The sequence below is a fragment of the Methanocalculus pumilus genome (assembly GCF_055382585.1).
The window spans coordinates 1,618,766-1,630,799 of sequence record NZ_AP042393.1 but is presented as its reverse complement, the minus strand read 5'-3'; the positions used below and the strand labels follow the sequence as shown (position 1 = coordinate 1,630,799).

General features: G+C 50.3%; 10 protein-coding genes. 5 read left to right on the top strand and 5 right to left on the bottom strand.

Annotation, left to right across the window (positions count from 1 at the left end; translation table 11 throughout):
* Positions 1 to 53 precede the first annotated feature (53 nt).
* Positions 54 to 359, top strand: a complete 306-nt coding sequence (gene yciH / locus ACZ44I_RS08505) for a stress response translation initiation inhibitor YciH (protein ID WP_292734391.1) — start codon at positions 54 to 56, stop codon at positions 357 to 359.
* 48 nt (positions 360 to 407) lie between these two features.
* Here yciH and ACZ44I_RS08500 read toward each other — a convergent pair whose 3' ends face one another.
* From ACZ44I_RS08500 to ACZ44I_RS08485, 4 genes are read right to left on the bottom strand one after another with little or no spacing between them, the layout of a single operon-like run.
* Positions 408 to 1,391: a type II secretion system F family protein gene (locus ACZ44I_RS08500; protein ID WP_464550822.1), complete on the bottom strand. Its 984-nt coding sequence runs from the start codon at positions 1,389 to 1,391 to the stop codon at positions 408 to 410.
* A gap of 1 nt (position 1,392) precedes the next feature.
* Positions 1,393 to 2,316: a type II secretion system F family protein gene (locus ACZ44I_RS08495; protein WP_464550824.1), complete on the bottom strand. Its 924-nt coding sequence runs from the start codon at positions 2,314 to 2,316 to the stop codon at positions 1,393 to 1,395.
* Entirely contained in the window at positions 2,303 to 4,645 is a 2,343-nt protein-coding gene (locus ACZ44I_RS08490; protein WP_464550826.1) for a type II/IV secretion system ATPase subunit, read from the bottom strand. Before ACZ44I_RS08490 ends, ACZ44I_RS08495 begins: the two co-directional genes overlap by 14 nt.
* Complete coding sequence (locus ACZ44I_RS08485; RefSeq protein WP_464550828.1) at positions 4,642 to 5,253, bottom strand: hypothetical protein; 612 nt, start codon at positions 5,251 to 5,253, stop codon at positions 4,642 to 4,644. The genes ACZ44I_RS08490 and ACZ44I_RS08485 overlap by 4 nt, the downstream gene beginning before the upstream one ends.
* Positions 5,254 to 5,383: 130 nt before the next feature.
* Between ACZ44I_RS08485 and ACZ44I_RS08480 the strand changes: the two genes are divergently transcribed.
* The 4 genes from ACZ44I_RS08480 (at position 5,384) to leuS (ending at position 11,685) form a co-directional block, all read left to right on the top strand.
* Entirely contained in the window at positions 5,384 to 6,166 is a 783-nt protein-coding gene (locus ACZ44I_RS08480; protein WP_464550830.1) for an A24 family peptidase C-terminal domain-containing protein, read from the top strand.
* Positions 6,167 to 6,174: 8 nt separating this feature from the next.
* Positions 6,175 to 6,528, top strand: a complete 354-nt coding sequence (hisI, locus tag ACZ44I_RS08475; protein WP_464551632.1) for a phosphoribosyl-AMP cyclohydrolase — start codon at positions 6,175 to 6,177, stop codon at positions 6,526 to 6,528.
* A gap of 402 nt (positions 6,529 to 6,930) precedes the next feature.
* Positions 6,931 to 8,868 carry an ATPase, T2SS/T4P/T4SS family gene (locus ACZ44I_RS08470; protein WP_464550831.1) on the top strand — a complete coding sequence of 646 codons (1,938 nt, stop codon included), beginning with the start codon at positions 6,931 to 6,933 and terminating at the stop codon, positions 8,866 to 8,868.
* 30 nt (positions 8,869 to 8,898) lie between these two features.
* Positions 8,899 to 11,685: a leucine--tRNA ligase gene (gene leuS, locus ACZ44I_RS08465; protein ID WP_464550833.1), complete on the top strand. Its 2,787-nt coding sequence runs from the start codon at positions 8,899 to 8,901 to the stop codon at positions 11,683 to 11,685.
* Positions 11,686 to 11,692: 7 nt separating this feature from the next.
* Here leuS and ACZ44I_RS08460 read toward each other — a convergent pair whose 3' ends face one another.
* Entirely contained in the window at positions 11,693 to 12,007 is a 315-nt protein-coding gene (locus ACZ44I_RS08460; RefSeq protein WP_464550835.1) for a DUF5611 family protein, read from the bottom strand.
* Between the last annotated feature and the right edge of the window lie 27 nt (positions 12,008 to 12,034).

The window sequence follows — 12,034 nt, the reverse complement described above, 5'->3', positions numbered from 1 at the left end:
CTCCCTCTTCTGAGCGCATACAATAAATAGAGATGAACGTCCAGTACTGGTTAATGAACAGTGGCATCTGCCCAAAATGTGGCCTTCCGAAAGAACTGTGTATCTGCGAAGAGGTCGCCAAGGAACAACAGAGAATTCTTGTCAAGATCAACCGGAGACGGTATGGGAAAGAAGTGACCGTTGTAGACGGACTCGATCCCTATGAGATCGATCTTGAAGATCTCTCAAAGTTCCTGAAGAGCAAACTTGCTTGTGGAGGAACCGTAAAAGGAAATACCATCGAGTTGCAGGGGAATCACCGTGACCGCGTGAAAGATCTGCTCTCTCAGAAGGGGTATAAAATTGACAATATAAATTAACGTTCCTCCTTCCTTTTCTTCTCTATTCCCTGTTTTTTTCTATTCACATTAGATGACGAGCCGGAAGACCAGCCAGCCGATCAAAACCATCATGGCTGAAAATTTCAGTCCTGCCAGTACCCTCCCCTCACCCATCTGGCCTGCGACAAGCCCTGAGAAGAAGCCCTGCAGGATGACCGCGTGCGAGAAGAGCCTCTTATAAAAGTCGATATCAATCGATGACATAAATCCTGCACCGGCACCGGATGCCTCTGCGGCCATCCCTGCTTCTGCCATTGTGCCGAGGAATGTGCTGGTCAGAATGCCGATGACGAACATATAGACGAAGAATGATATAATAATTATCACAATATAAATAAACATATTATTTAATCGCTCAGTCTTCAGGGTGACAAACTCGTAGGTGTCGATTGCAGCTGCACGGAGGACATTTGAGATATCCCCTCCAGCCCTGCTCGCTTTTGCGATCAGATCCACACTTCTGGTTGCAAGTGGTGTCTGTATTCTCTCACCAAATCTTAGCATCGCCGGAACAAACGGAACATTCCATGACATCTCCTGATCCAGGCGACGGATATGCGGTGTCAGGGCGCCATATTCTGCGCGGGCGACAAGGGCAACGGCACCGGGAAGTGTCATCCCTGATTCATTCATCCCTGCAAGGTCGCGGAAGAAGTTCGGGAGTGCTGACTCAAGGCTTCTCTGCCGACGATCATCAAAGAAATCGAGAAGGGCAAGTGGGGTGATGATCAGGAGCGTTGTGACGATCAGGATGTCATCAATGATGGTCGTTCCAAGAACAACATTCAGGCCGAACTGCTGATAGACAATAAAGAACCAGATGAAGGCAATGACGAGAGAGAGGGGAATTGTCAGATAGAGTGAATGGATGGGGTTTTTGATCAATGATTGAACCGGGTGCTGTATAAAACCCGAAAACCCTCTATCTTTTTTATTACGCCTCTCGATTTTATCGTGGATGATCCTGTCGGCATCAATGTCTGCTTTTTGTGCCTTTCTTCTCCACCTCATTTCAGACCTCCGGAGTCATGGAATCGATCATAACAAGGAACATGGCACTTCCAAACGGCATGATCAGGTAGATGATCACATAGAGGAAGATCGGGTCTCCCCCGCCGGAGAGCATCGACATCACCGATTGAAGAATGACGAGAAAGAGTGTTCCTGCAACGAGGGCTGTTACATAGGATTCGGATATCAGCCCCAATGTGTCAAGGAACGCCTTCTGTTGCTGCCGGTTCTCAATAGCATACTGGTTTGCCTTCAGTTTGAAGTACTCTGTCAGGTTGCTTCCGCTTGATATTGCACCCATTGCACCCTGCAGGAACTCTTTCAACCGGTCACTTGGTGTAATTGTCGAGACGACCCGTAATGCATCGATCAGATCGCGCCCGAATACATCGATTTCACGGGCAATATATCGGGCTTCAGCGGCACTCTCGCCATAGACAGGTGATTCTCCAAGAAGGCGGAAGATCTCGGCGGGTGTGATCCCGGCAGTGGACATTGCGGTGATATAATTGATCGCGTGCGGAAGGCTTGCATCTATCTTCCTCTTCCTCTCACCTGCCATTATCGGGGGGTATATCAGGAAGAGTAGATATGTCGATCCTGATACAACCATCAGGGTAAGGAGCGTGATTGCAATGGTCCCGGCGATCAGGAGCAGATCCGCATATTCGTAGACAACAACGGGGAGCGATCCGCTGTAGGTGATCATGTTCGGAATCCTAAATATATAGCTGAGGACTCCGGCAACTGCAGCGGCAAGAACTCCGGCAATTGCCGAGGTTAAGGTTGCCGAAGCAAGATAGGCCTCAAATGGCACTTTGTGGCGGGCGGAGATGAGACTTGCATGCAGTTCGATGTAACTCTCTTTCTTCTTCTGCATCCTCTCTCCGAGGAGGTTGAAGCAGAATAGTTCATACCTGTTCATAGAGATCCCCTCTCACGCGGGCGATCACATCATCGGGGTTTCTGAAGTACTCCATTAAAATGGCAGAAACATCCTTATAATGTCTTATTTTCCGTATTCTCATCCATTCAAGAACCTCTTGCCTCCGTTTCAGCTCCTCCTGGATTCTCTCGTCATCCCATCCGCGCTCCTCCATGATATCCTCAAGGATATAGGATTTCCCTGAATAGAAGATCTCATCTGTTGAGGGTTTCCACCTGAAGACTTCATTGGTGATCAGTTCGTTTGTCCGTGGATCGATATCGAGGATCTCGACAATCTGCTTGTTTCTTCGGATCCTCTGCCCCCCAACACGTGCCTGCACCTGGATTGAGACGAGATCAAGTGCTGAGAGCATATTTCTTGGCACATTCATTGGCGGATTCTCAAGCCTGTGTACAACACTTGATACGGAATCCGCATGGATTGTGGAGTACGTGATATGGCCGGTACTCATTGCCTGGAAGAGTGTCAGTGCCTCTCTCCCACGCACCTCACCGACAAGAAGATATTCGGGACGCTGTCTGAGGGCGGCTCTCAGAAGTTCGTAGAGATCGATCTCGCCACGCCCCCCGGTATCAAAGGAGTCGCGGGTAACACTTGGGATCCAGTTCGCGTGAGGGAGCTTCAGCTCACGGGTATCTTCGAGTGTGATGATCTTTGCAAGCGGAGGCATGAAGAGGGAGATTGCATTCAGCGAGGTTGTCTTCCCGGACGCTGTTCCTCCAGCAAAGATACATGACTTACCGCTCTCAACGGCAAGCCAGAGAAATGCTATCGAGAGTGGGGAGAAGGTCTTCCATTCGATGAGGTCTGTCGGGGTGATCGGCTCATCACGGAACTTTCTGATCGTAAAGGTTGATCCATGCGCAGTCACCTCTGTGCCGAGGGTCATCTGGATACGGGATCCATCCGACATTGTTGCATCCAGAATCGGTTCCGCAATCGAGATATATTTTCCTGCCCTCTGCGCAAGTTTTGTCACAAATGAATCAAGTTCAACAGAACTGGTATAGCAGAGCGACGTCTTAATTGACTCATATCTGGTATGGTAGACGAAGATCGGCGACTTCAGCCCGTCACAGGAGATATCCTCAATGAACGGGTCATGCATAATCGGATCGATCAGTCCGTCCCCGATGAACTCGCAGTCCATACGGTAATGGATCTTCTCCTCTTCGACAGGAGTGAGGCTGAGATCAAAGTCTTCGATGATCCGGCGGCTGGCCTCCCGGAGCAGTTTCCGTGTCTCCTCCCTGGAGAGGCCACGGGTGCTGATATCCAGTGTCTCAAAGAGCCGGTTCTTAATCTCGTTGTATAACGCTTCTTCGCCTTCTGTCAGCAGGGGTTCTATGACCTGGTAGGTGTATTCATGGGAGAGGACATCGTAGAGGATTCTGATATATGCATACGGGGGGTGTACCGGGTAGAGCTCAACCTCCTCGACACCGGGTGGGGGTGTATATCGAAGATCGAGCAATGGGCCGTGGGTATCGGGATGATACTCCTCGCGCAGACGTCTTTTAGGCGAAAGTCTCTGGAGAATGGAGGGTTTTTTTGATCCTTTCCCATCCAAAACAGACTCATCTTTCTCTGATGGCTTCTCCATCACGCCCTCGTCCTGGATGGGGAGCTGGTTCTTCTCTATGACCACCTCCTGGAGCGGGATCGGATGAGGTGGCTTATGACGAATATCTCTGGCTTCCTTATAGTCTGCGCCACCCTTCTCTCCCGGATGCTCATCAGGTAATGACCATGGAGGTGGTGTCTTCTCTTCGGGGATCGGGGAGGTTCCCTCTTCAGTTATAGGGGGGCTCATGTCGTCCTCATGAGTTGCCGCGATCAGTTCTTCAACAAGGTCCACAAGATCATCCCCGGTATCCTGCTGTTCACCCATCTCTTCCGGTTTCGGCTTCTTCTTCAGGAAAGAGAAGATAGTGTTTCTTTCTCTGCCCATCTCCTCTTCTCTGATCTGTTCTTCCCCATCTGTCTCTTCCTGTATGGTCCTGTGCCGTGTATCATCCTCAGGTTCCGTTGCATGAGATGGCTCAGTTGCGCCATACTGATCTCTTCTCGTCCTCTGATCCCATTGTTTCCCCATCTCTCTGAGGGGATCTGAGCCCTCGTCCGGAATGCCGCCCCATCGCGGTCTTGTGCATGTCTCTTCCTCTCCGCTCTCCAGAGTTCCGGGCAATAACCATCCGGGCACAGCCTGATCGCTTTCTCTCTCTGCCGCCCCTGCCTCTACTTCCGTTTTCTTTTTCCGTTTGATGAATGAGAAGAACCGGTCCCGTATCCGCCTCTTCATCATGCAGCTCCATCAACTGGTATTGTAATCTCCATATCGCCACCCGGATATCTGAAGGTCTTTTGGCCAATCAACCTGATGCCCTCTCGCAACCGGCATTCGTACTCCCCCTCCAGGAGACGAAACGATGCCTTTCCATTCTGATCGAGCGTATCTGTTCTGCATATGCGCCCTTCGCTCCAGAGCTCGATCCTGAGAGGCGCAGGTGTCTTCTTGCCAAACTCCACCCTGATCGTAAGCCTGCCGACTCCCGAGGTTTCTGACGGTGATCTGCCTTCTTTTCTGCTCTTCACTGATGAATGTGCAAATAACCGTTCAGGGTGATAGATACGCGCACGGCTGGCAAGATCTTCTGCTTCTGCTACCGGTAGAGGGGATGTTGTGTAGATTGGTTTTATCGGAAGCCTGAGTACCGCAATATCTCCATAGATCGTTCCTGCGCCGTCACTATATTCTGCACCTGCGGGTTCTCCTGAGACGAAGATGATCTGTGCCCGTACCCCGTCAACTTCCATGCAGGAGATCGTACCTGAAAAATGCCACTTTACAGCATTCAAAATGCAATCTGCAAGTTTCCCCGCTCTTTTTCCTAACTCATCTGTATCGGGCATCTGTCTTTCTCCTGCACTTTCCGTTCTTCTTTTTTTGACCATCTCTCATGTAATCGCACATGATCATACCCAGAGTACCAGAGAATCTATGCCATGCCATATATAATCTATCAACCAGAATAGTTCATTTATGATATTGTACCTGGCCATCCCCTTTCTTCTGGTGGCATTGACATTTCTTTATGGATCCCTTCTGGATATCCGCGATCGCCGGGTGCCGTTTCGGACATGGTATCCTATGCTCCTTCTTTCACTCCCGTTCACAGGGTACGTCTATTATCTCCTCTTCCTTGGAGATATCCACTGGTTTTTGATCATTGCCCTGACAACGCTCGTCTTCTCAGGAGTAATGTATGCGATTGCATATTTTGGTCTCTTCGGTGGTGCAGATGCCTGGGGACTTATTTTTATCGCCCTCCTGATACCTCTCTTTCCATTTGAACCGCTCCTTGGGTATCCGCCAGTTCCAATCTTTGCCTTCAGTGTCCTCGCAAATGCCCTTATCCTGAACCTCTTTATTCCGGTTTTTCTCTTCATCTACAATATGGTGAAAGGGAACAGGGCTCCGTTCCTGTATATGTTCATCGGTTTCCCGGTTCAATCTGAGAATATCCGTTCGGTCTTTGGCTTTGTAATTGAGGATTTTGAAGAGACAACAGATGGTTTAAAGCGCCGTTTCATCCCATTTGCAGAGGCGATCAGCAGGATGGCACGGGATGACCGTGTGTATACGCGTGACCTACGGGATCAGCCTGGTGAGTTCCAGAAAGAGCTTGAATTGTATACAAAAGCAGGTTCTGTCTGGATATCCTATGGTGTTCCGTTCTTCATTCCGATAACCGCCGGGCTGATCGTTTCATGCCTCATCGGTGATATACTCTTTACCCTGATGATAGCGCTTATGGGGGTCTGATTGGTATGATCGAACTACACTATCAGAACGGGCTCATTCCGGTTGTTGTACAGGATGCAGATACACGTGAGGTGCTGATGGTTGCCTGGGCAGATGAAGAAGCTGTCTCCCTCACACAACAGACCGGCTATGCCCACTATTATAGCAGAAGCAGGAAGAAGATATGGAAGAAGGGCGAGAAGAGCGGCCATCTCCAGCATGTCCTCGGGATCAGGACAGATTGTGATTCAGACACTCTTCTCTACCTGGTCTCACAATCCGGTGCTGCCTGCCACCTCGGGTATCGATCATGCTTCTTCAGGACGCTTGATGGAGACGTTCTCTTCGATCGTATGGTTGACCCGGAGACGATATACAAATAATACCTGCATCCGGCAATCCCCTTGTTTTTCAGGCCGGTCAGTTTTCCTGGGTGATCACCTGCATGGATGTGATTGAAGAAAAGTAATGTCGGGTTTCTCTCCCTTGTGCGGTTAGTATCCGCTTCTTTTCAGTTATGACAGAAGGCGCACGATATTTATATCCTAGTATCTCTTACGTTATGATGTAGAGAAAATAGAATAGCAGAGTCTGACGTGGATCCCGGGTCAGACGTATACGATAAGAGCGGTGATCCGGGATCTTCCATATCGGAACGTATATGAATAATGGCACATATTGGGGCGATATAATACAAAAATGGCTGATTATTGCCGTTCATGGGAATGATCAGCATATTCTCACTCCGATAACCATAATCAAGAGTTTAAAATGGTAGAATTTTTATGAAACTGGTACCTGATACGAGCGTTGTCATTGATGGACGCATTACCTCAATGATACAGAACGGCGAATGCAAAGGCGCAACAATAATCATTCCTGAAGCTGTTTTTGCGGAACTTGAGGCACAGGCAAACCATGGGCGGGAGATTGGGTTCTCCGGACTGACAGAGATCCAGGAACTCTGCCGCATGCGGGATGAAGGATTAATCGAGCTCAAATTTGTTGGTGAGCGGCCCCGTCTTGAACAGGTGAAGCTGGCAAGCGGCGGTGAGATCGATTCGATGATCCGGAATGCCGCAATCGAATATGATGCATCCTTTATGACCTCCGATATCGTCCAGGCCGAGGTTGCACGGGCAAAGGGAATCCCGGTCATCTTCATGAAGGCACAACAGGAGAACTTCACGCCGCTTGGTATCGATCATTTCTTTGATGAGAATACCGTGGCAATCTATCTCAAGGAACGGGTGGCTCCATATGCCAAGAAAGGCCGCCTGAAGGAGATGAGGATCGAGCAGATTCGTGACTCCCCGATGACCGAGTATGAGCTCCGGAAGCTTGCACAGGAGATCCTTGAACGCGCCAAGCGCCATCCGGATGGTTTTATTGAGATCGAGAAGAAGGGAGTGACGGTCGTCCAGATCGGATCGCTTCGGATCGCAATCACCCGCCGACCGTTCTCAGACGGAATGGAGATTACCGTTATCCGTCCGATTGCGGATGTCTCACTTGAGGATTACAGCAAGTCTGATGAGATCAAACAGTCGATCATCAGCGAGCGTTCAGGAACACTCATCGTCGGCCCGCCCGGATCAGGTAAATCGACACTTGCCCAGAGCATCGCCATCTTCCTTGCAGATTGCAACTATGTTGTGAAGACGATGGAGACTCCCCGCGATCTTCAGGTGCCGGATCACATCACCCAGTACACCACGCTTGACGGGAATATGGCCCAAACTGCAGAGCTTCTCAGTCTTGTCAGGCCAGATTTTGTTATCTTTGATGAGATACGGAAGCCTGAAGATTTCCAAATCTATGCGGATCTCCATCTCTCCGGGATCGGCATGGTCGGGGTTCTTCATGCACACAAAGTACAGGATGCACTCCAGCGTCTCCTCTCACGGATTGATGTCTGTATTCTCCCCCAGGTGATCCCCTCGATCATCTTCGTCTCTGAGGGTGAGATTGAACGGTTCTATTCGCTCACGCTCTCAATCGATCGCCCTTCAGCACTCTCCGGACAGGGAATGGATGTCATTCCGTCCCCGGTTATCAGGGTGGCAGATAGTGAGACCGGCCTTGTGGTGGTCGAGATATTCCGGTATGGCGGCGAGACAATAGTGTACCCATTGCACAGCCAGGATTTATCTCTCCAGATACCACAATTTCGGAATGCGGGAAAAACTGATAATCCTGCACATGTGGAATCCGAGCCTGACACTCCTTCCTCAAGTCCGTGGCAGGCGATTGAAAAGGAGATCCAGAGAGAGATCGGCAGGTTCACCGAGGGTTCTGTGGATGTCAGGATGATCTCTGACAGTAAAGCTTCTGTCTATATTGAAGATCGTGATATTCCGGCTGCTATTGGAAAAGGTGGTAAGAATATCGCTTCTATTGTGAATAAGGTCGGTGTTGGCATTGACATCCGCTCGCGAACCGAGCTGGATTCAACCCACCCGGCAGAAACCATCGAAGAGCCAACCGTCCCGTCTCCGGCCACAGGGGGGGTGGCGATCAGAACAGATAAGAAATTCCTGTTCCTCGCCTGCCCCGAGCATGCAAGCAAGATCGTTGATGTCTTCTCCGGTAAGGAATACCTCTTTACCGGTACTGTTGAGGAGAGCGGGGAGATTATTCTTGCCAGAAACAACTCAATTGCCCAGGAGATACTCAGGCGGGATGCCGAGGGTGAGAAGATCACGGTTCGTCCGGTGGAGTAACAGAGTTGTATGTATGAGGGGTGATTTATTGTGGGTGATTCTGAACTGAAGCTTTCTGAAGCGGATGTTGAAGAAGAATGGAAGAATGCATTCCATTCCGATCCATCATCAAAAGAGAAATGTTATATCAATGTCGCGTATCCGTATCCGAGCGGAGCGATGCATGTCGGTCATGGCAGAACCTATATTGTGCCGGATGTTATTGCCAGATTCTGGAGGATGAGAGGGCGGCAGGTTCTCTATCCAATGGCATTTCATGTAACGGGATCGCCTGTTATCGGGATCTCAAATCGGATTGCACGGGGTGATGAAAAGACTCTTTCATTGTATCGGGATCTCTATAAAGTGCCTCAGGATGTCCTCGACAGGTTCTCCGATCCCCTTGCGATCGTCGATCATTTTTCAAATGAGTACGAGCGGGTGATGCGGAGACTCGGCCTCTCGATCGACTGGCGCCGGAGGTTTACCACAATCCTTCCCCAGTACTCAAAATTCATCGAATGGCAGTACCATCACCTCAATAGACAGGGCAGGGTTGTCAGGGGGGAACATCCCGTTAAATATTGTCCGCAGTGCGATAACCCGGTCGGCGATCACGATCTCCTCGAAGGCGATAAGGCGGAGATTGTCAAATTCATCTTCGTCAATTTTAAATCGGATGGCTTTCTGATCCCCTGTGCAACACTCAGGCCTGAGACGATCTACGGGGTAACCAATCTCTGGATCAACCCGGATATCGATTATGTAAAGGCAGATGTCGATGGCACGGTCTGGCTCCTCTCGCGTGAGGCAGCAGATAAGCTTGCACTCCAGAAACATCAGGTTTCAATCGTCGGCGAGGTGAATGGCGCTGATCTCATCGGCTCATTTGTTTCCCACCCCCTCTGTGGACGTGTCCGTATCCTTCCGGCGGGATTTGTGGATCCGGATATGGGATCCGGCATCGTGATGAGTGTTCCGGCACATGCACCCTTTGACTATATCGCCCTCTCCGATCTCCAGAAGAAGGGAGAGTACACGGATATCGTACCGGTATCACTGATACAGGTTGATGGATATGGTGCGATCCCGGCGAAAGAGGCGGTGATCCGGCACGGGATCGTCGATCAGTTCGATCCGAAGATGGACGAGGTGACCCAGGAGGTCTATTCTGCCGAGTTCTCACGTGGAAAACTCCTTGCACGATGCGGGGAGCATGAAGGAAAACCTGTTCGTGTTGCACGTGAGGATGTTGGCGCTATCATGGAGGCGGATTATGGCTCGATCTGGTTTTATGATTTCGATCAGCAACCGGTTGTCTGCCGGTGCGGAAGCCGTGCCTTTGTCAGGATCCTTGATGATCAGTGGTTCCTTGCCTATAGCGATCCGGTGTGGAAACAGCAGGTGCATGACCAGATCGAAAAGATCACACTTGTTCCACCCGAGGTGCGGGCCGAGTTTGACCGTACTGTTGACTGGCTGAAGGACTGGGCATGCACCCGCCGTGTCGGGCTTGGCACACGGGTTCCCTGGGATCCGAAATGGCTCTTTGAACCACTCTCGGATTCAACCGTCTACATGGCATACTATACGATCGCCCACCGGATCAGTGGGATTCCTGCCGAATCACTCACCCCGGAGGTCTTCGATTACATCTTCCTTGGGAGAGGAGAGCCCAAAGGTGTTGACAGAACGATCCTTGATGAACTGAGATCCGAGTTCCTCTACTGGTACCCCTACAACTACCGTTTCTCGGCAAAAGATCTCATCTCAAACCATCTCACCTTCCAGCTCTTCCATCATCGTGCCATCTTCCCCGATGATCTCCAGCCACAGGGAATGGTCGTCTTTGGGATGGGGCTTCTGGATGGAGCAAAGATGTCATCATCCAAAGGAAATGTCTTCCTCCTGGAAGATGCCGCAGAGGAGTTTGGCGCTGACACGGTTCGAATGTTTCTGGTCGGTTCAGCCGAGCCCTGGCAGGATTTTGACTGGAGAAATGAGCTCGTATCATCCATACGAAAACAGATTGACCGGTTCATCGCCTATGTTGCAGAGTCAGGGGATGCAAATGGCACTCATGATGTCGATGCATGGCTCTCCTCCCGTCTCCAGCGCCGAATCCAAAAAATGACCGAGGCACTCGAACTCTTCCAGACCCGGCAGGCGCTTCAGGAGGCATACTTTGGGATCGAGTCGGATCTGAAATGGTACCGCCGCCGTCTGCCTGCCGGATCAACCGGTGGCACCGTGCTCCGTGATGTCGCAGATGCCTGGGTCCGACTGCTTGCACCGGTGATCCCCTTCACGTGTGAATCGCTCTGGCGTGAGATGGGGCATGAGGGGCTTGTCTCCTTTGCAGAGTGGCCGGTTCCCGATCAGAGCCGGATCAACCCTGAAATAGAGCTTGCAGAAGAGTTAATTGTACGAACGGTCGAAGATATCGAGTCAATTATGAAAATTCTTCCGGTTACAGCAGAAAAAATTACTCTTCTGATCACTCCTGAATGGAAGAACGAGGTCTTCAGGCGGGTTGCAGCAGCAGAAGATCGGAGATCGGTAACAAAAGAGCTGATGAAGGACGAATCAATGAGAAAGCGTGGAAAAGAGGCGGCAAATGCTGTTCCACAGGTGATTAAGCTGATTCACAGCCTCCCCCCGGCCCTCGTCGATCAGATCTCAACACATGCACCTGATGAGCATGCAATCTTTTCACAAGCGGTGTCTTTCATCGAAAAAGAGTTCTCGGTGAAGGTGGAAATCCTCCATGCCGACGGAAGCGGCCATCCAAAGGCAGGAATGGCACTCCCCTTTAAGCCCGCAATAGTGATAGAGTAAAAAAAAACTACTCTTCTTTTGGTTTTGCCCGCTTCACCCGTTCTTTTGTCGAAAATCCGGTGAGGAGATCGAGGTAATGCCGGAATTTCTTATTCGAATCGAGGATATCCTCATCACCTGCTGTGATATCTGACTCGGTATCGACAAACGCCGTCTTGTTCTTCTCACCCGGCCAGACCTCCAGCCGCTTGATCGCCTTATAAGAGATGATATAATGCCCGTCTTTTTCTTCTGGTTCAACACCGAAGATCTCCATGAGTCCCTTTGCCATCCGTTCTTCAAGATCTTTTGTCTGCCCTCTTTTGACTGGATATTCCTGCATAGTATTAATGTAGGTGGGGCGTCTATG

Excerpts from the sequence above, each read along its gene's own strand:
- ACZ44I_RS08460 (WP_464550835.1), bottom strand. The coding sequence starts at position 12,007 with ATGCAGGAATATCCAGTCAAAAGAGGGCAGACAAAAGATCTTGAAGAA.
- ACZ44I_RS08480 (WP_464550830.1), top strand. The coding sequence starts at position 5,384 with ATGATATTGTACCTGGCCATCCCCTTTCTTCTGGTGGCATTGACATTT.
- ACZ44I_RS08500 (WP_464550822.1), bottom strand. The coding sequence starts at position 1,391 with ATGAGGTGGAGAAGAAAGGCACAAAAAGCAGACATTGATGCCGACAGG.
- ACZ44I_RS08490 (WP_464550826.1), bottom strand. The coding sequence starts at position 4,645 with ATGATGAAGAGGCGGATACGGGACCGGTTCTTCTCATTCATCAAACGG.
- ACZ44I_RS08485 (WP_464550828.1), bottom strand. The coding sequence starts at position 5,253 with ATGCCCGATACAGATGAGTTAGGAAAAAGAGCGGGGAAACTTGCAGAT.
- ACZ44I_RS08495 (WP_464550824.1), bottom strand. The coding sequence starts at position 2,316 with ATGAACAGGTATGAACTATTCTGCTTCAACCTCCTCGGAGAGAGGATG.
- ACZ44I_RS08470 (WP_464550831.1), top strand. The coding sequence starts at position 6,931 with ATGAAACTGGTACCTGATACGAGCGTTGTCATTGATGGACGCATTACC.
- yciH (WP_292734391.1), top strand. The coding sequence starts at position 54 with ATGAACAGTGGCATCTGCCCAAAATGTGGCCTTCCGAAAGAACTGTGT.